The organism is Microcoleus sp. N9_B4 (assembly GCF_036701635.1).
Classification (GTDB): domain Bacteria; phylum Cyanobacteriota; class Cyanobacteriia; order Cyanobacteriales; family Microcoleaceae; genus Microcoleus.
In genome coordinates this window covers 82,820-100,717 of sequence record NZ_JAUBRC010000026.1, presented here as the reverse complement: position 1 = coordinate 100,717, position 17,898 = coordinate 82,820, and the positions used below count along the sequence as shown (strand labels likewise).

18 protein-coding genes are annotated in these 17,898 nt (G+C 43.7%); 10 read left to right on the top strand and 8 right to left on the bottom strand.

Annotated elements, in window-relative coordinates; genetic code table 11:
• Window positions 1-67 precede the first annotated feature (67 nt).
• Window positions 68-340 carry a type II toxin-antitoxin system VapC family toxin gene (locus QUA43_RS18425; RefSeq protein WP_333375775.1) on the top strand — a complete coding sequence of 91 codons (273 nt, stop codon included), beginning with the start codon at window positions 68-70 and terminating at the stop codon, window positions 338-340.
• A 91-nt stretch (window positions 341-431) separates the two neighbouring features.
• Here QUA43_RS18425 and QUA43_RS18420 read toward each other — a convergent pair whose 3' ends face one another.
• Window positions 432-3,599: a helicase-related protein gene (locus QUA43_RS18420; protein ID WP_333375774.1), complete on the bottom strand. Its 3,168-nt coding sequence runs from the start codon at window positions 3,597-3,599 to the stop codon at window positions 432-434.
• Window positions 3,600-3,660: 61 nt separating this feature from the next.
• Complete coding sequence (locus tag QUA43_RS18415) at window positions 3,661-3,972, bottom strand: hypothetical protein (protein WP_333375773.1); 312 nt, start codon at window positions 3,970-3,972, stop codon at window positions 3,661-3,663.
• 223 nt (window positions 3,973-4,195) lie between these two features.
• Between QUA43_RS18415 and QUA43_RS18410 the strand changes: the two genes are divergently transcribed.
• The 3 genes from QUA43_RS18410 to QUA43_RS18400 all read left to right on the top strand — a co-directional run bounded on the left by QUA43_RS18410 (window position 4,196) and on the right by QUA43_RS18400 (window position 6,740).
• Window positions 4,196-5,572, top strand: coding sequence for an NB-ARC domain-containing protein (locus tag QUA43_RS18410; RefSeq protein WP_333375772.1), 1,377 nt, complete (start codon window positions 4,196-4,198; stop codon window positions 5,570-5,572).
• A gap of 276 nt (window positions 5,573-5,848) precedes the next feature.
• Window positions 5,849-6,325 (top strand): type II toxin-antitoxin system antitoxin SocA domain-containing protein, encoded by a 477-nt coding sequence (locus QUA43_RS18405; protein ID WP_333375771.1) that lies wholly within the window; start codon window positions 5,849-5,851, stop codon window positions 6,323-6,325.
• On the top strand, window positions 6,306-6,740 hold the full coding sequence (locus QUA43_RS18400) for a hypothetical protein (RefSeq protein WP_333375770.1): 435 nt from the start codon (window positions 6,306-6,308) through the stop codon (window positions 6,738-6,740). Before QUA43_RS18405 ends, QUA43_RS18400 begins: the two co-directional genes overlap by 20 nt.
• A 512-nt stretch (window positions 6,741-7,252) precedes the next feature.
• On the opposite strand, the gene QUA43_RS18395 is transcribed toward QUA43_RS18400, so the two are convergent.
• A complete protein-coding gene (locus QUA43_RS18395; protein WP_333375769.1) occupies window positions 7,253-7,420 on the bottom strand; it encodes a hypothetical protein in 168 nt (55 codons plus the stop codon).
• Window positions 7,421-7,564: 144 nt separating this feature from the next.
• Between QUA43_RS18395 and QUA43_RS18390 the strand changes: the two genes are divergently transcribed.
• From QUA43_RS18390 to gmk, 4 genes are all read left to right on the top strand, one after another.
• Window positions 7,565-8,401 (top strand): hypothetical protein, encoded by an 837-nt coding sequence (locus QUA43_RS18390; RefSeq protein WP_333375768.1) that lies wholly within the window; start codon window positions 7,565-7,567, stop codon window positions 8,399-8,401.
• 521 nt (window positions 8,402-8,922) lie between these two features.
• Window positions 8,923-11,025 carry a M3 family metallopeptidase gene (locus tag QUA43_RS18385; RefSeq protein ID WP_333375767.1) on the top strand — a complete coding sequence of 701 codons (2,103 nt, stop codon included), beginning with the start codon at window positions 8,923-8,925 and terminating at the stop codon, window positions 11,023-11,025.
• Between the two features lie 860 nt (window positions 11,026-11,885).
• On the top strand, window positions 11,886-12,152 hold the full coding sequence (gene remA / locus QUA43_RS18380) for an extracellular matrix/biofilm regulator RemA (RefSeq protein ID WP_333215666.1): 267 nt from the start codon (window positions 11,886-11,888) through the stop codon (window positions 12,150-12,152).
• Between the two features lie 78 nt (window positions 12,153-12,230).
• On the top strand, window positions 12,231-12,800 hold the full coding sequence (gene gmk / locus QUA43_RS18375; RefSeq protein WP_333375766.1) for a guanylate kinase: 570 nt from the start codon (window positions 12,231-12,233) through the stop codon (window positions 12,798-12,800).
• Between the two features lie 45 nt (window positions 12,801-12,845).
• Here the strand turns inward: gmk and QUA43_RS18370 are convergent, their stop codons facing one another.
• A complete protein-coding gene (locus QUA43_RS18370) occupies window positions 12,846-13,580 on the bottom strand; it encodes a hypothetical protein (protein ID WP_333375765.1) in 735 nt (244 codons plus the stop codon).
• A gap of 236 nt (window positions 13,581-13,816) precedes the next feature.
• Here QUA43_RS18370 and xseA point away from each other — a divergent pair, with 236 nt between their 5' ends.
• Window positions 13,817-14,986, top strand: a complete 1,170-nt coding sequence (gene xseA, locus QUA43_RS18365; protein ID WP_333375764.1) for an exodeoxyribonuclease VII large subunit — start codon at window positions 13,817-13,819, stop codon at window positions 14,984-14,986.
• Complete coding sequence (gene xseB / locus QUA43_RS18360; RefSeq protein ID WP_333375763.1) at window positions 14,983-15,210, top strand: exodeoxyribonuclease VII small subunit; 228 nt, start codon at window positions 14,983-14,985, stop codon at window positions 15,208-15,210. The genes xseA and xseB overlap by 4 nt, the downstream gene beginning before the upstream one ends.
• 334 nt (window positions 15,211-15,544) lie before the next feature.
• On the opposite strand, the gene QUA43_RS18355 is transcribed toward xseB, so the two are convergent.
• The 4 genes from QUA43_RS18355 to QUA43_RS18340 form a co-directional block, all read right to left on the bottom strand.
• Window positions 15,545-15,754: a CsbD family protein gene (locus QUA43_RS18355; protein ID WP_333375762.1), complete on the bottom strand. Its 210-nt coding sequence runs from the start codon at window positions 15,752-15,754 to the stop codon at window positions 15,545-15,547.
• A gap of 382 nt (window positions 15,755-16,136) precedes the next feature.
• The gene (locus tag QUA43_RS18350; protein WP_333375761.1) at window positions 16,137-16,964 is read right to left on the bottom strand and encodes a PHP domain-containing protein; all 828 of its coding nucleotides are present in this window, start codon (window positions 16,962-16,964) and stop codon (window positions 16,137-16,139) included.
• Between the two features lie 314 nt (window positions 16,965-17,278).
• Window positions 17,279-17,560, bottom strand: coding sequence for a hypothetical protein (locus tag QUA43_RS18345; RefSeq protein ID WP_333375760.1), 282 nt, complete (start codon window positions 17,558-17,560; stop codon window positions 17,279-17,281).
• A gap of 39 nt (window positions 17,561-17,599) precedes the next feature.
• Window positions 17,600-17,878, bottom strand: a complete 279-nt coding sequence (locus tag QUA43_RS18340; RefSeq protein WP_333326391.1) for a hypothetical protein — start codon at window positions 17,876-17,878, stop codon at window positions 17,600-17,602.
• Between the last annotated feature and the right edge of the window lie 20 nt (window positions 17,879-17,898).

The window sequence follows — 17,898 nt, the reverse complement described above, 5'->3', positions numbered from 1 at the left end:
TATCCTTGCTCTTCGCTGTGCCTATCTCAACGGTCAACTTTCAATTTGATGTATTTGCCAAAGTGAGATGCACCCAACCGAGCAATCTCAGATAGCTATTGCTTTGTTACAATCACTTTTGATTCAGGTGGACGAAGCTACGGATAGCAGTGCACTCTCGTCAACTCTGGTGCTAGGAAGACAAGAAGGTTTAGCTGCTTATGATGCAGCTTATTTGGAGTTAGCACTACGATTGGAATTGCCGATCGCAACACTTGATAATCGCTTGGCGGAAGCGGCAACTCGCTGCGGTGTGGGGTTGGTAGCTGTTGGTGGAGAAATTCCAGAGACGGAGCCGTAATGCAATTGACAACAGATAATTGCTGCTTTGGTTTCATGCGATCGCTCTTTCATTTTAGGCGATCGGTCATCTGAAAAAACAAAGGGCGATGTTATGCGATGTTATTTTCTTTATCTTCTGCTATCGGATCAACGATAGCTACCAAAGCAACAGGAATCGGCACGAAATAACTTGACTCTTCATCTAAGAAATCATCGCCACCCATGCTGAAAGAATCTTGAACCCATTTAGAGATATCCCGCCCTGCTGATTTTGCCAGATCGATTTCTTCGGGTGATAGAGAGACTACACCTTGAACAATTTGCGCCTCCAAGAAAGTAATCATGTCATGTACTTCAATAGCAGAAGCACCATCGGGATTGACTGGCTGACTAAAATCAGTTGTAAAAGTGTAGTATGTCAAGTATTTAGCTGAGTCTGATTTGTTTTTATCCAATTCTCGTAATGGATGGGTTGCAAACAGCAAGTAAGAGCAGCCTTTAAGATTGGGAAAATGTTCGCAGAGCTTTTGTGCAGAAACAGCCATAAAATCCGCTTGTCTTTGTCTAGCAAGAGACTGAGTTAAGTTTCCAATTGGATCAATTGGATCGTCTCCAGGAACACGAAGAGGTTGATGTTGTTCTGTTCCCTCACTTTTTTTTAGAAACCAAGGCAGCAACCCTGCTAATCCCTTGGGATTTTTTTCTTGGCTAAAAAGAGCAAATTCTGGGTCAAAGTTAAATTTTCTATCTTTTTTTTTGTTTTTCTGCTTGATTACGAGAACTTCAGAAACTGCTGACTCCATCTCTGTTTTGTCTTCCCCAAAAACAGGACGTTGCCATTCCTTAGCTTCAAAAGCTAGTTTATGTTGGTAAGGATCGTATTGAGTAACTTCCAAATCATACCAAGTTCTGAGGCGTTTACGTAGCTTCTCGCGATCGAGAACCTCAATGGGTTTTAGCTGTTCATTTAACTTACGAAGCTCTGTCTCCATGACATCACTGCTTTCCTTTGCTACTTTTAGAATTTGGTCTACAGTTTTTTCATCACCACTGTCATCTTCAATAGCACTTGCAATTTTGCCCTCTTGCTTATTATCAAGCTGTCCCAAAATTTTCAATTGCATACGCGGATCTGTAACTCCTGCTTTTTCGAGACGCTTTAGTAAGGCTGTATCTCTTTTTTCGGCTAATGTACCCTCTAAAATGAGATAGTAGGCAGTGACATCAGAAATTTGACCTAATCGAGCAACCCTCCCATTACGTTGCATTAAAACAGCAGGATCGGGACTTAGATCCCAATGCACAACTTTATTGGCTACTTGAAAATCTAATCCTTCGTCCGCCGCAGAAGTTGCGACAAGGATGCGGTATTTTTGGTTGCGATCGTAAAATTCCTTAACTACATTCTTTCGATCATCAGCACTCATCTCCCCAGTAAGAGCCCGACTTTGTTTAGGAAAAGTTGCGGTAATAATGGCAGTAGTTTGTAAGACCTCAGTAAAAACGAGAAAACGAGAATCGGGATGTTCTTCTAGCATAGCTCTTAGCCAGTTTAGCTTGGCATTTTCAACACTTCTACCTGATGCCAACAAGTCTAAGGCTAATTTTGTCAGTTCTAATATTTCCTCTATCGTTGCTTCTAAATCTGTATCATCGTCATCATCTCGATCATTTTTTTGTTTTGCGTTCTCCAGTAGTTTTTTCTGAAAGTCACGAATAGCAGGTATATTGCCATCCTTCAAGTGGGCAGAGTCAAATGAAAAATTACTGTCAGAAGGAAATATAACCTTTTTGGCGTATCCTGTAACTGTATCCCTCTCAGTATCAAATTTCGCTAGGTGTTTGGAAATCTCGCGAATTAATTTCCTTAAATCTTGAGTATCAGCGAAGTTATCTGTCTTATACTTGTGATCATTTTGCCATTTTGGATGATGGCGGACACACCAACGAAATAGCCAACAAGCACCTGCAAGGGAACTACTGGTTAAACGTGTTTCAAGATGTGCTGTAGCAAACCCTCCAAAACTACCCCTATGATCTCGATAAATACGCTGTACTGTCCTTTTGATTTTTTCTAGCGTTGACAGATACTCTTCATCAGTTTTTTCGAGACTTGGCTCACCTTCGCGGTGGGGACGAACTATCATTAATTTCGGAAATAATCTTTGGTCAGACCAATTACGAATCTCATCCTGTTGCCGCCAGATGACTGCTACGGGTGAATCATCTTTTGATATTGCTGCTCGAAGTTCTTTGTTGCCAATATCGTTAGCATAGGCATTTTCAAAAGCAGTTTGGTGTACCAGTAATCGCAATAAATTTGTAAATTGATTGGCAGAGCGAAAAGGTGTAGCACTCATCAAGATAACTAGCTCTGGCGGTTCTGAGTCTTTCCAGAACTTACCTGCGATCATTTGATATGCAGTTTTATAAGCTTGTGTTGTATCAATTGCCGATTCTACATATGACTCCCCATTGATGAGGTTAGCATTGCTGGCACAGTGATGACATTCATCAATGATGATGATATTTGGTTTAACTCCTTTAGGTAGCTCTTTCTTATCATTAAGATATCGTCTAGCAGCGTGCATACTAGCAATCCGAATACCTTTTTGACTAATGCTATCGCCATATTGTCTAAAAGAATCTACAACACTAATAATGCTTCCATCAACAGAATCTTTAATCACACTACGTAGTTTATCTCTAACATCTTCTGTTAAGCCACCAGAAGTTAGATAAAGACAACGCAAATCATCTTTTTGTGCAATCAGCTTGTCTCTTAATATTAAGCCTACTTCAATTGTTTTACCTAAACCTACTTCGTCGGCGATCAGAATTCGCTTAATGCGAGACTCATGATTTTTAACATACTGTTGTAATGCTAATTGATGAGGAAAAGGATCTTTGTCACTAGCGGTAATCCGCCCAGAATAGATATTTGCGAGGAGCTCTAATGCACCCAATCTTAGAACAGTTTTAATATGATGCTGATGCTTTAGGTCATTTTTTTCTAGGACGCTTTCACCTGCATAGTATGTATGGTTTTCCTTGAAACGTAACCATACGTCAGGGAATTCTTCTTTAATTTTTTTCCAGTGGCGTAAGTTTTTGAAGCGGATACCTCGCCCATCTAGTACGCTGTTTTCGCTGTCAGTTGTTTCGATTGTATAGGCTAAATGGGTATAGGCATTGCGATCGACACTACTGGGATCGGCCCAGACAACATCTGCATGATTACCGCTCTCAGATGGGATCTCAAACAGCCTATACGTCATGCGTCTGTCCTCAGAAGTTTTTGATTATGCACAAGTTCCCATGCCTTTTAAAGAAGTAAGCTTATTTTGGAAAGCAGTGACTACATTTATTGAGGGCATAGCTTCCAATCATTTCGCCAGTATCAATATCGTAAACGGGAAGTATTTTCCCATCAGGAAAAACGTCAACTGGTATAATCCCAATATCATTAAGACCAAGGAAAATGCTTAGGTTTGCATCTGCGAGATTGTGAGAACCCCAAAAATTATCCATACCAACACGATGTAGTTCGCCAGTGTCGGGGTTGAGGATATACTCAAAGCCAATTTGTTGCGCTTTCTGATAAAGGGAAAGATTTGTAAGTCTCTTGCCCAAAAGCTTTAATTTTGACATGATTAATATTTTGTGACGATAAACAAGTTTTTTACTAATTTAATACTTGTCCCATCATCCTTACAAATCAAAGATTTGTCTAGCCCAAGAATGTTCAATTTTGTGATCTGTTTTTCACTTATTTCAATCTCTTTAATCTAGTTTTGTAGAAAAATGTGGAAAAATGTATTTAACTGTTCTTAAATGTGAGCTATAATACAAAAAAACCACATCTTTCTGACCAATGAGCCTAAAAGAAGCCTTAAAGCTTGCCGATCGCATAATCTTCGAGAAAACGGGTCAACACCTTGACGATCTACAGGAAGCGGTACTCAAAGGCACTCTAGAACATGAGACATACAAGCACATAGCCAAAGACTTTGACTGTTCGGAAAGTAGTGTGAGGAAAGTAGGTTCAGAACTATGGCAAATACTTTCAGAAGAGTTGGGAGAAGATGTTAATAAAAAGAATTTTCAATCGGCAATTCAGAGGTTCAAACTCTCTAATGTTTCAAACTTTGTCAGCGAACAACACATCACTGGTAGTTTTAACACCTGTGGAGAAGCTAGACACCCACCAGAACAAAGAAACTCACACCCACCAAATCAGGAAACAGCTAACTCAAAACCCACGAAAACTCTACATCAAGATTTAAGCGAAATGCCGGAGTTGGGCGACTTCTTCGATCGCACCCTCGAACTCCAAACCCTCACAACCTCGATTCTACAACAAAACTGCCGCCTCATCACCCTCACCGGTATCAGCGGCATCGGCAAAACATCCCTAGCAGTACAACTCGTACAACAAATCAAAAACGAGTTTGAGTACGCTGTTTGGCACACACTAGACGAATTCCCCACCATAGATAAATTCCAATCTAACCTAATACAGCTTTTTTCCCAGTCAGAAAACCCAGATTCATCCCCAACAAACCCGAAACGCTTACCGCTAATTAAATATTTACAAAACCATCGCTGTTTAATAATCTTAGATGACGTTCACAACCTTTTCTGTAGCGGCGAATTGGCAGGAAAGTATAAACCCGACTACGAAGAATATCGCTCTTTATTCAAACAGATAGAAAAATTATCCCATCAAAGTTGCTTTCTGCTAGTCGGTTGGGAACCACCGAAAGAAGTTCCTCAACTCACAAGCGAAAATACTCCCATTCGTACTTTACAACTCACTGGTTTAGACACCGCAGCCGCACGGGAAATTCTCAGAGATAAAGGATTAACAGAAATTGATAATTGCGAAGCACTCATTCACCGCTACCAAGGCAATCCGTTATGGTTAAAAAGCGTGGCGACTCTGATTCAAGAGTTGGGAATCGGCGCGACTGAGGTATTAATAGATGATACCATATTGTTACCCGAAGATTTGAAAGATGTTTTACAGCAGCAGTACGATCGCACTTCCGAACTCGAAAAACAAGTAATGTCATTGTTAGCGACAGAAAACCAGCCAGTCAACTTCGCCAACTTGCTACACAACGGACAAATCTCATCATCCGATTTGCTAAACGCATTGCAATCTCTATCGCGGCGCTGCTTGATTGAAAAAGAAGCAAGTCTTTACACTTTGTCACCTGTAGTGAAGCAGTATATCAAAGGGTTGTAACTGAGATGTTGCACCAATATCAATAAGGGGCTTTTTCGTGGGTGGGGGCGGGTTTACGAGATTGTGGGTTTTAGGCAATTATTGTTGGTGAACCCGCCCCTACAAATTTTTGACAGAGGGTAAGATTTCAGTTATACCCAATCCGGCTTAAATACCTCCTTTATTTCTTAGTCTGCGGAGGCAGACTTTGTTTGACAAGAAGCGGTTTCAACCGCCAAATCATAAAGAGTGGTGACTGTGCTATCATAGAATACAAAACTTATTGAGTAGAGTTATATGACCACAATAACTACAGTCACAACAGCCTCAAAACTCGCTGATTACTACATCTGGTTCGCGAATGACGTAGGCTCCTATCTCAGCAACCACAAGCTACAAAAACTATTGTACTACGCCCAAGCATGGTATTTAGCATTTGAGGATACACCGCTGTTTGATGAAGATTTTGAAGCCTGGGTGCACGGGCCGACTATCCCGGCTTTATTTTATGAATACAAAGAACAATTTGACTGGAAGCCAATTCTGAAAGAAGTCGAAAAACCCGAATTTCCACAGGAAGTACAAGAGTTTTTAGACGAGTTATCCGACGAGTATTTCTTTTGCGATGCCTATGAGTTAGAATTGATGGTGCGACGCGAAGACCCTTGGATTAATGCTAGAGGTGATTTGCCAAAAGATGAACCTTCTCATGCTATTATTACCAAGGAATCAATGAGAGAATTTTACAAAACCCGTGTCATCGAAGAAAATTAAGAAAGCAGATATACGCCGCCAGGAATCTTTATCTAGCATCAATCGTCTCAATGTAAAAATACCGGAAGGAATTAGTTTTTCCTTTAGGTATTATCAGGATGATAAAGATAAGTTTTCAATTAGCGGTAGAGATGCTAAGTATCTAGCATCTTTACTGAGAAGGCTGCGCGATTTGTCACAATTGAACGCTCAAGAAATTATCAATAATCAAAGTAAAAGTCTGCGCTGTCATGGTATAGTTTGGAAAAATACTACTCAACCTAATGGCTTCGGGATTCCCAATGAAGACGAGCTAGTAAATGTTCCGTACCAGTTTCAAATATCTGCTAATGAATACGGCAGGGTGCATGGCTTTTTTAGTGAAAATGTTTTTTATATTGTCTGGTTAGATCCAGACCACAATCTTTATAGTTGAAATTATAGCCGAAGGAAGAAGGAAGAAGGAAGAAGGAAGAAGGAAGAAGGAAGAAGGAGAATGCAATCCAAACAAATGATCTCGTGCTTAAGATGCGAGACTTCTTGAAGCAGTTGGGAATCTCAAACAGTCTGGGACTCACTCCGATTAAAGAAACCGGTTTTTTTAGCGAATCTGTGGCTGCGACGAAATATTATCGCAAAAAAACAGGTTTCTGGGTGGCTGTGCTCAGTCCTAATTTTAAGAAAATTTTGCATAGAGAGCGGAAATAAAATTCACGCTTAAAAAGCCTACTCCTAGTACGAGAATGATAAAGATGGCGATACTGAAAATAGACTTTAGCCGATCGCCAATTCCGGGTTTTTCTGAGTTCATTGGTCAATTTTTACAGTAAATTTGAGAGGGGCAATTGAGAAAGAGTAGATTATACCAATGGGCGAACAAAAATGCAACTCCCCACAAGCTCCAAATCCCTATCGCCCTCAGTAGGCCGCATTTTTTTAACTTTTAATCTAAAATCTAAAATCTAAAATAGTCTTAGGCATTTTTCGGTTAGCCTGGGCAGCTATTGTCGATCGCCCGAACCCGATCGCGCGAACTCCTGTAAAATAGAGGGCGCGTTGGGGCGAACCTTTTAACAGCCGGAATTGGGCGCGATCGCCGTCAGATCCCAAATACATAATAATATGTCAATCATCCTTAGCTTACTGACCAAGGTAAAAATAGAAGAGTTTCAGGAAATAATCTAAAACATATAACTGAAAAAAGGATAGAAATCGATGCTCCACCCAATCTCGCAACCTTACCAACAACGAGAAAATACTATGACTCAAAGAGCCGTGCGGAAGCCAAAACCCTCTGTTGCAAACCACTTGAGACCAAGTTTTCCTCAAAGGCACTGGCTGGAGCTGGCAGAGTACGCCTCTCTGGCGGCCTCTGGTGTGGGTTCCCTGGCGGTGGCAGTGTCGGGTCAAGCTTTTTACGGGGTGGCTCCCCTAACCTTGGCTTTGTCGCTGAATGTTGCTAATCGCTATCGGTTCGAGCAGCAAGTGCGGGTGCATCAAAATTCGGAAATGGCCCAAGTCCAAAAGTCTGTCAATAAAGTCGAAAAAACGGCGGTGACGGTAATTGTTAAATTACGCAAGCAGTTGTCAGCAGATATTGCAGCGCTGCGCCAGCAAATGGCTGCAATGCCTAGGGCTGAGGGCTTTGAGGAGTCGATAGACATTCAGCGGCAGTTGCTGAGTTTAGGAGAGTCGGTAGCTTCTTTGCAAGAAATCGTGGCGTCTGCTGTGCTCGATGTCCGCCAGCAGGTGAGCGAACAACTGCAAGATTTATCGGTTAGCCAACGGGCGAATCTCCAAGCTGTAGAACAGGCTATAGAGCAACTGCAAAGCGCCACGCAAGGCTTGGCAGAAACTTCTATCAGCCGAGACGACTGGGAAGTAGTAAATACTCGATTTTTGGAAATCCAGAAAGTCATAGCCAATTTGCAAAGCCAACTGCAAGCTCCCGCACACCAATCGACTGCAGATTTGTCGATTGTCCAAGCTCAAATCCACCGTTTGGAACACGAGCAGCAAGAAGTTGTCAAACCTCACCTCAAGCGCTTAATCTCGGTTGTCAAGGAGTTGCAGCACACACAAGAGAGTAGTCATTAGTCATGAGTCGTTAGTCATCAGTCAGAAGGAAGATTTTTCCACTCAGACACTCAGATACTCTCCGACTCTCGCCCGATCGAGTCGAACTTTTAAAGGCAATTGTGTTACAAAATGAAAAGCTAATCTGTCTAGTTCACCAACAAAATGAGTCTGAAGCCCCGTCCTTCGCTTGACGGCTTTGTGTTAGAACATTTAGAAAGGCAAGTAAGAACAACCATCTACGTGTTGAAACAATCTCAAAAGGTGTAACTCCTGATTTAGCTCGCCTCGACTCGATCGTAGTCTGGTTAAACAAGCAATAGTGAATTGTTGAGCGTACCTAACTGGCTTGGTGATGGACTCTGAAAGTATAAAAAGACAAAAGTAAGCGCAATTGCAATACTTCTGGTATTAGTAGTTGTTTTGAGCGTGTAGAGGCGATTTGTCAGCGCCTTTAAGACTCAAATTGTAGTCTTAAGAATCTCCGTGGCGTTGATTCCCGGAGAGTGTCAACTGTTTTCAACCTGTTACAAGAAAATTAAATGACTGCAACCGTAACTATTGCTGATAACCCGTTACTAATCGGTCAAGGATTGCCCCCATTTGACGCGATCGAACCAGAGCAGGTAGTCCCCGCTATTACCCAACTGCTGACCGAACTAGAAGCCTCGCTAGCTACCTTAGAATCGTCTGTAGAGCCGACTTGGAGTGGCTTAGTAGAACCATTGCAGCGACTCGGAGAGCGTTTAAATTGGAGCTGGAGCATTGTCGGACATTTGATGGGCGTGAAAAATAGCCCGGAACTGCGATCGGCTCACGAAACAGTGCAGCCGGAAGTAGTAAAATTTTGGAGCAAGCTCAGTCAAAGCAAACCGCTTTATGAAGCTTTTAAAGCGCTGCGAGCTAGCGAAAATTGGGACAGCTTAGAGTCAGCTCAAAAGCGAATTGTCGAAGCCGCTCTCCGAGACGCCCAACTCTCCGGCGTCGGTTTAGAAGGCGAGCAAAAAGAGCGTTTTAATGCCATTCAATTAGAATTAGCCGAAATTACTACCCAATTTTCTAATCACGTCCTCGACGCTACCAAAGCATTCAGCATTACCCTCACAAACAAAGACGAAATTGACGGTTTGCCACCGAGTTTGTTGAGTTTAGCAGCTCAAGCCGCTCGCAGCGCTGGCGAAGAAAATGCGGATGCCGAAAACGGCCCTTGGCGGATTACTTTAGACTTTCCGAGTTACGGCCCTTTCATGCAGCACAGTACCCGCAGCGACTTGCGCGAAAAGTTATACAAAGCTTTTATCGGCAGAGCAAGTAGCGGAGAATTGAATAACTGGCCGTTAACCGATCGCATTTTAGCTTTGCGCCAGGAAAAAGCTGCTTTGCTCGGGTTTAGTAGTTATGCCGAATTGAGCTTGGCGAGCAAAATGGCTCCCGACGTTACAGCAGTGGAAGCTTTGTTAGAAGAATTGCGTCAGGCTAGTTATGATGCTGCTGTCAAAGATTTAGAAGAATTGAAAGATTTTGCTGCCGAAAAAGGCGCGGCGGAAGCTGGAGATTTGAAGCACTGGGATGTAGGTTTTTGGTCGGAACGGCGCAGGGAAGAAAAGTTTGCTTTTAGTGCCGAAGAATTGCGCCCTTATTTTGCTTTGCCGCAGGTATTAGAGGGGTTATTTGGATTAGTAAAACGGCTTTTCGGCGTGACAGTAACTGCGGCGGACGGTCAAACTCCTGTGTGGCACAAAGATGTGCGCTATTTCCAAATAGATGACGAAGCAGGAAATACGATCGCCAATTTCTATTTAGACCCCTACAGCCGCCCCGAAGAAAAGCGCGGCGGTGCTTGGATGGACGAGTGCGTGGTGCGCGCTAAATTTGTCGAAGCGGGAAAAACAACCACGCGGTTGCCGGTGGCTTATTTGGTGTGCAACCAAAGTCCTCCGGTTGACGGGAAACCGAGTTTAATGACTTTTTTGGAAGTCGAAACTTTGTTTCACGAATTCGGTCACGGTTTGCAGCATATGCTGACAACGGTAGACTATCCGGGGGCTTCGGGCATCAATAATGTTGAGTGGGATGCGGTGGAATTGCCCAGTCAATTTATGGAAAATTGGTGTTACGATCGCGCGACTTTGTTCGGGATGGCAAAGCATTACGAAACCGGAGAAACTTTGCCGGAACACTACTACCAAAAACTGTTAGCAGCGCGCCACTACATGAGCGGCACCGTCATGCTCAGGCAAGTACATTTTAGCAGTGTTGACATTGAATTGCACCACCGCTATCGATCGGGCGGCAGCGAAACTGTGGCCGATGTCCGCAACCGCATCGCTAAAACTACCACAGTTTTGCCTCCTCTGGAAGAAGACGCATTTTTGTGCGCTTTCGGACACATTTTTGCGGGCGGGTATGCGGCGGGGTATTACAGTTATAAATGGGCGGAAGTGCTCAGCGCTGATGCTTTTGCGGCGTTTGAGGAAGCTGGTTTGGAAGATGAAACTGCGATCGGCTCTACAGGTAAGCGCTTCCGAGATACAGTGTTAGGATTGGGCGGCAGTTTGCACCCGATGGAAGTGTTTAAAACTTTCCGGGGACGCGAACCGAGCACTAAAGCTTTGTTGAGACACAGCGGTTTAGTTGCAGCTTAATCTGGCTTAATCTACTGTGGAATTACTGGGGATTAATGCGGGTAAATTTATCTGCATTAATCCCTGTTTTTTGTTAAACAAGATTTAGGCAGATCCTGTATGTCTAGGGTGCGGTGTGGATGAATTCTTACAGCTATCCAGCAGATTCCAGGTTTATGAAGCACACAACAGATCGTTCGTTCCTCGTAGGGACACTGCGAAAGCCTTTGTCCCTACACTTCATCAACTGGGAACACGCTATAATTCATGCGTAAAACAACTTTTTGCGTAAGTTTCATTGTTATAAACTTGATAATTGGAGCCACACTTTTTTTATTGGTATTCATAGGACTAAAATTTTCACTACAAACCAATTTTATTGTAGAACATCATGCAATAAACATCTGTAGTTTGGCACATCAGCCCCAATGTTTTGGTGAAAAATCGGGCATAAAGTGCGTTAGCGAAGCCCTCGAAGAGGATCGCCAGCGGCTTTTAGTTTAAGTTGAAGGCTGATCAAACCAGCATTTGCGAATATTTACTGTCATCGATCGCTGATTATACTTAAGTTTACATCTTACGGAAATTAAATTTATATTTCGCAACATTTACGAACCGTTTTCTCCATACAGCTAATGCTTTTATTCGCAACTAAAAATCGACGCTTTTACCGAATCTTTAAGATAGAGCGGCAACAGCGAGTCTTTTTTAAATTTTTGATAAAGAACGGGGTACTCGGCGTCAAAAGGGTAAAAATTTTAGGTAGAAACTAAAAAAATTAGTTGGGATTAAGTTGAGGATTGTCCGAAAAAATCTTTGTATATTATATGATAAAAAGTAAGGATTGATAGTCAATCGTTCACCTACAGATTAAGAATTTCATGGATATTCAATTAATTAATATCGGTTTTGGTAACATTGTGTCTGCTAATCGAGTGATTGCCATTGTCAGTCCCGAGTCAGCGCCAATTAAGCGGATTATTACGGATGCGCGGGAACGGGGACAACTGGTTGACGCGACTTACGGCCGCCGCACGAGAGCGGTAATTATTACAGATTCGAGTCACGTCATCCTCTCGGCGATTCAGCCGGAAACGGTTGCTAATCGTTTTGCGATCAGCAAAGACGGTCAAGGTCGGGATGATTGAGGTTGGTCAGTTGCAATTTGAGCGCTTACAGTTTAGAGTAAGCGGAAACTTAAATTGTTACACGTTTCTATTCTAAAAATGAAATCTGGTAAATTAATTGTTCTGACGGGGCCTAGCGGTGTGGGGAAAGGCACCTTAGTACGATCGCTCCTCAATCGCCATTCCGAATTATATCTTTCGGTATCGGTGACAACTCGATCGCCCCGTGAGGGAGAAATTGAGGGACAGCACTACTATTTTGTCAGCCGCAGCCGCTTTGAACAAATGGTTGAGGCTGGAGAGTTGGCCGAATGGGCCCAGTTTGCCGGCAATTTTTACGGTACTCCTTATTTTGGTCTCAAGCAAGGAATTGGTGAGGGAAAATGGGTAATCCTCGAAATTGAGTTGGAAGGGGCTAGGCAAATTAGGAATAATTTTCCAGAGGCGCTGCGAATTTTTATTTTACCTCCTTCTTGGGAAGAATTGGAGCGGCGGCTGCGGAATCGGGGTCAAGATTCCGAAACTGCGATCGCCCGTCGGTTGGTGCGGGCTAAAGAGGAAATTGAAGCTGCAGGAGAATTCGATTTCCAAGTTGTTAATGACGAATTGGAAGTTGCTTTGAAAAAGCTAGAATCAATACTTAATTTGGTTGAGCTTTCAGGTAACTAATAACTAATAACTAATAACTAATAACTAATAACTAATGACTAATTACTAATGACTAATTACCCATTTCTCCGTCCTGGCTAAAACTTCGCTACTTTGTTTGATAGCAACACAAACTTTTAAATTCAATTCCAGAATATTCGATGAAGGCGAAATTTTTCTCAACGGTTCAATTTCGCGAGCAGAACAGCCCAACATTTCCATATAAGCTAGCGTCCAGCCAATAGCTGCAATGTCCCCTACATTGCCTTCTCCGGCGCAAAGGTAACAACCCAATTCGCCCTCCGGCCCACACTCAGGACAAACCCAATTGCCCAGTTGTGAATTGGGCAGGTTTGTGCGGGAGGCGGATGCGATTGTTAATGCTTTAATATGATTTTGAACTACTTGTTTAAAACCTCGGTTTTGGTTGCTGCGGTGGTCGGAATTACCGTGCGATCGCCCGATTGCTACTGCTTGCTGTTGTGGCGAAGCAAGAGAGGCTGTTTGGTTCTCCCTGGTTACTCTAGATTCGCCTAGGTTCGCAGTTAGCTGAATACCATAGTCTTTCGACTCTTCAGTCTGAGAGTGGTTGAGTGCGCTGAAGGAATCGGGTTCGGAAGTTGTGAAGGATTGTTCTATGCGATCGGCAAAATCTTGCATTGAGAGATGATGTTCGATCGCCAAAGACCAAGTTCTTTTATGTCGGAGGTCGCCATATTTTCTGGCTTCTTCCTCAGTAATGCCGATCGCCGCAGCCTCTTGGCGCAGCACATTCATCGAAGTCATTGTATCTGATATCATTAGTTTGTTTGCAGTTAAAATTACGATCGCCAGCTCAGCCTACAAATAAATTACCTTAGATATACTACAATAGTCCGGACTATTTTGAGATCCTAGTGGGAAACCCTTGATTTTCCGTTAGGAAGTCGATTCGGCAATCGCCCTGAAACCCTTATTTTACGCTTGGCAATCACACACTGTCCGAAGTATTGATAGTAGCCTAAATCTAAAATCTAAAATCTAAAATCTAAAATTGGATGACTTCAATTCTTCCCGATACAGCTTTATCTGTTGCCGGACTAACATCATACCTGCAAGACTTGTTGGAGGGCGATCGCAACCTGCAATCAGTTTGGCTGACTGGGGAGGTGTCGAACGTTTCGCACCACCCCAGCGGCTGCTTTTTCACTCTGTGCGACACCGACAAAAGCGCTGCTATTCGCTGCGTGGTGTGGAATTCTCAGCGGCAAAAATTAGTGCAAATCCCGGAAAAAGGAGAACAGTTGCTGGTTTTGGGAAGCATCCGGGTTTACAAAAATCGCGGCGAGTACCAGTTGACTGTTGTGCAATCGCTGCCGGCTGGGGAAGGATTGCAGGCTTTGCGGTTGCAGCAATTGCGATCGCGCTTGGATGCTGAGGGTTTCTTCGATCCCGCCAGAAAGCGCCCGATTCCCGCACACCCGCAAATTGTGGCCGTGGTGACATCTGATACTGGCGCGGCTTGGGGAGACATTCAGCGGACTCTAGCCCAAAGATATCCGGGTTTGCGGGTGTTGCTGTCGCCGACAGGAGTGCAGGGAGAATTGGCTGCTGCTGCGATCGCGCGGGCGATCGCCCGTGTAGAATTGGACGGTAGGGCGGATGTGATCGTGTTAGCGCGCGGCGGCGGTTCGGCGGAAGATTTGGCTTGTTTTAATGATGAGAGAGTTGTCAGGGCGATCGCCAATTGTGCGATTCCAATTATCACAGGCATTGGACACGAAAGAGACGAATCTCTCGCCGATTTAGTAGCAGATAAACGAGCCCACACTCCCACTGCGGCGGCCGCTCAAGCTGTACCAGTTTTAGCAGATCTTTACTTTGAACACAAGCAGCGAATGGTCAATTTAGCAAGTGCTGTGCGGGCAAGATTTCAGACAGAAGAAGAGCATTTGCAACTGTTACAAAATCGATTAAAACGTTTGCCTGCGACATCCCGAACTTTGCGGCAAGCAACTGGTAAACTGGAAGTATTGCAAGAAAAGTTATCCGCCCTGAATCCGGCAGCGGTATTGCAAAGGGGTTATGCGGCGGTAATTCAAAGTGACGGTACGATCGTCCGCACAACTGACGCTTTGGAATTGGGAGAGGAATTGACTGTGAGGTTGAGTCGGGGCGTGCTGAAAGTTAAGATTGTAGAAGTATTGGATGCGGAAGAAAAGGTATGATTGATTCGCAGTTGCGCCAGTCTGACTGGAATTATGAGGAAACGGTCGATCGAATTGAAGCGATTATCGATCGGGTGGAATCGGGAGAGTTGCCTCTAGAGGAGGTTTTCGAGCAGTTTGGGGTGGCTGTGGAGTGTTTGCAGCAGTGCGAAAGATTTTTGGCGCGGGGGAAGGAACAGATGGATTTGTCGATCGAGCTTTTGGCTGCGGAACCCGATTTTTAAGTGCAGGTGAACGGGGATTAAGGCGGGTGAAATATGTTGATTCGTTATTGGATAATTTGTGTGATCGGAGGGGCTGGTTTTACAACCTATCTATGTTTAAAACTAAATATCTCGTAAACCCGCCCCGGCCGAGATGTTGTGGTAGAGCGATCGAACTTGATAGAAGTCCTAATTGTAGGTTGCGTAGAGCGAAAGCGTAAACCAAAAAAAAGCGGTACATTTGTATTTGCCGTTGGGCGGGGGCGGGTTTTTGAGATAATTCATTTTTGCCCTAGATAGTTGACAAACCCGCCCCTACAATTCACGGTTTTATATCAAGTCTAAATTGCAGTTTCTACAATTTGTCGATCGACCTTTTGGCCTTATCCGTCAGATTTTTCACAGCATCTTTCACATCTTCTGCTGCGTGGCGGGCGGCGGATTCCGCTTGTTTCGCTTTGCCTTCAGCCTGGTCTTTTTTATTGCCCGTGATGCTGCCGAAAATTTCCTGAGCTTTGCCTTCTAAATTTTTGCCGATCGCCTTAGCTCTGTCTTCTGTACTCATGATAAGCTCCGTTTGGCAAGTTGCTATACTAAAATTGTAAAATCAACTCGCCTGCAATTGCCTTTAACTTCATATTAATTTATATTCTGCTTGACCTCGCTCTTCTTCTAAGGACTTACTTCGTGCAAATTCCTCACTCAAAAAGCCAAAGATTTTTTTTTGACAACTGTATACATCCGCAAAATGCGTCATAACTTAGATATTGCACCATTCTCAATTAGGCTTTTATGAACAGGCAAGATGCCTGTTCCACAAGAAAATTTATCTTTTGTGAAACGGCTTTTATGAACAGGCAAGATGCCTGTTCCACAAGAAAATTTATCTTTTGTGGAACGGGCATCTTGCCCGTTCTTGAGAATAGTGCAAAATTAGTCCTAAAAAACTATTTCAAACTCGCCGCAGCAACTTTAATCGGTTCCAGTAATTCTAATGGCAAATGCAGCATATTCAATTGGGTGCTATCTGCGGCTTTCCTTTCAGGATCGGGGCCGTGATAATCGCTGCCACCAGTTGCCAGCAAACCGTAATGAAGACACAAATCTTTCAACTTTTGGATTTGGCTAGAACTATGGGTGGGATGGTATACTTCAACTCCCATTAAACCAGCATCTACTAATTCTTGTAAGACTTCCTCAACAGCGCCGCCGCGAAACAAATAAGGGTGAGCCCAAACTGGTACTGCGCCACAACTTTTAAGTAAATCAATGCCTTCGACGATCGAGAATTTCTCGTAATGCACATAAGCCGGGCCGTCATCTCCCAGCCAGCGATCGAATGCTTCCCGCGATGATTTCGCGTGACCGGCTTTTACAAGTGCAGAGGCAATGTGAGGCCTTCCCGGTGCCATTCCTGGGGATGTTTTTGGCAGTTCGATCGCGTATCCCATTGCTGCTAATTTTTCGACCATTTCCTGCGATCGACGAAACCTTCCTTCCAGGCGATCGTTCAAAGGAACGCGCAACTTATTTGCATCGGGATAAAAACCTAAAATGTGCAGCGAACGGCCGTTGTGAACCGTGCTGAGTTCGAGTCCGGGGACTATTTCGATATCGTACAAAGCAGCAGCGGCGAAGGCTTCATCCCACCCCGACATCGTATCGTGATCCGTGACGGCCAAAGCGCGAACCCCCGAAGACGCGGCGGCGGCTACGAGTTCGGCAGGGGTGAGAGTGCCGTCGGAATAAGTTGTGTGGCAGTGGAGTTCTAGCATTTTTGTGGGTAAGTTAAAGTCTGTGAAACCTGCGATTATTCCCCTCACTCATGTGAGATATCGTCAGGCGATTTTAGATTTTAGATTTTAGATGGAATTTAGTGATGCTATAAGGGTTGAGAGCTTGTCTATAATTATTATTGTTTTTTTTGGAACTAATTTCACTGCAAGCAACAATTTTTTTGGTTATTTAAATCTGTTAGCTGTAATAAGTTGTCCCGCTTTAATTTTTTACCTTTCTGTTTATTACAATTTTCCGTAGGGTGAGCATCCTGTCCGCCTTTTCAGTTGAATTTAGATGCAAAACACCTTAGCTATTGCTTGATTTCTCGCATTGGGGAAATGACACCCTCTGGCAATTTGGGAGGAACCGGCGATATTTCAATACTTTGTATGTTGTGAACTGGGATAACTACCAGTTTATCTGCCAATTCGAGAATTATCGGGTCTGCCGTCAACATTTTGTGCAGGCGAGTGCCTAAAGTGGCTTGCTCTCCTACTGTTCCCTCTGGCGCAATGAACTGGAAGTGTTGCTGTTTGCCGTTGGTATAATGGATTGTCAGATTGATAATTCCTTCTTGGTTGGTTGCTTCCATAATTTTTTTCCCCTAACAGTCGATCGGGACTTGGCAAAATTAACAATAAATCAAAACTGGCGATCGCACCACGTTTGGAAAGCTCGTGGCAAAGCTTTTGACCAAACCGGGCTGTCGGTATGAAAGTTCGCTTGCTGCTAATTTTATCACAAAAACTGTACGGAAACTCGCCAACTTACCCAGTATACAATTGGCAGTCGCGCTGTCTTTGCTCCTCAATGCGCGAGAGCCTTCGCCAACAATATTTGGTCGATCGGGCTTTCTTCTATGCCAGTTGGCAAAGTGGCTCAATTTAGCCTCTGTAGCAACTTGACTCAAAGCGGTCTCAAGTCTTACAG

Bases quoted from the DNA above. Each gene is read 5' to 3' on its own strand.
- QUA43_RS18425 (WP_333375775.1), top strand. From the start codon at position 68: ATGCACCCAACCGAGCAATCTCAGATAGCTATTGCTTTGTTACAATCA.
- QUA43_RS18420 (WP_333375774.1), bottom strand. From the start codon at position 3,599: ATGACGTATAGGCTGTTTGAGATCCCATCTGAGAGCGGTAATCATGCA.
- QUA43_RS18415 (WP_333375773.1), bottom strand. From the start codon at position 3,972: ATGTCAAAATTAAAGCTTTTGGGCAAGAGACTTACAAATCTTTCCCTT.
- QUA43_RS18410 (WP_333375772.1), top strand. From the start codon at position 4,196: ATGAGCCTAAAAGAAGCCTTAAAGCTTGCCGATCGCATAATCTTCGAG.
- QUA43_RS18405 (WP_333375771.1), top strand. From the start codon at position 5,849: ATGACCACAATAACTACAGTCACAACAGCCTCAAAACTCGCTGATTAC.
- QUA43_RS18395 (WP_333375769.1), bottom strand. From the start codon at position 7,420: ATGTATTTGGGATCTGACGGCGATCGCGCCCAATTCCGGCTGTTAAAA.
- QUA43_RS18390 (WP_333375768.1), top strand. From the start codon at position 7,565: ATGACTCAAAGAGCCGTGCGGAAGCCAAAACCCTCTGTTGCAAACCAC.
- QUA43_RS18385 (WP_333375767.1), top strand. From the start codon at position 8,923: ATGACTGCAACCGTAACTATTGCTGATAACCCGTTACTAATCGGTCAA.
- remA (WP_333215666.1), top strand. From the start codon at position 11,886: ATGGATATTCAATTAATTAATATCGGTTTTGGTAACATTGTGTCTGCT.
- gmk (WP_333375766.1), top strand. From the start codon at position 12,231: ATGAAATCTGGTAAATTAATTGTTCTGACGGGGCCTAGCGGTGTGGGG.
- QUA43_RS18370 (WP_333375765.1), bottom strand. From the start codon at position 13,580: ATGATATCAGATACAATGACTTCGATGAATGTGCTGCGCCAAGAGGCT.
- xseA (WP_333375764.1), top strand. From the start codon at position 13,817: ATGACTTCAATTCTTCCCGATACAGCTTTATCTGTTGCCGGACTAACA.
- xseB (WP_333375763.1), top strand. From the start codon at position 14,983: ATGATTGATTCGCAGTTGCGCCAGTCTGACTGGAATTATGAGGAAACG.
- QUA43_RS18355 (WP_333375762.1), bottom strand. From the start codon at position 15,754: ATGAGTACAGAAGACAGAGCTAAGGCGATCGGCAAAAATTTAGAAGGC.
- QUA43_RS18350 (WP_333375761.1), bottom strand. From the start codon at position 16,964: ATGCTAGAACTCCACTGCCACACAACTTATTCCGACGGCACTCTCACC.
- QUA43_RS18345 (WP_333375760.1), bottom strand. From the start codon at position 17,560: ATGGAAGCAACCAACCAAGAAGGAATTATCAATCTGACAATCCATTAT.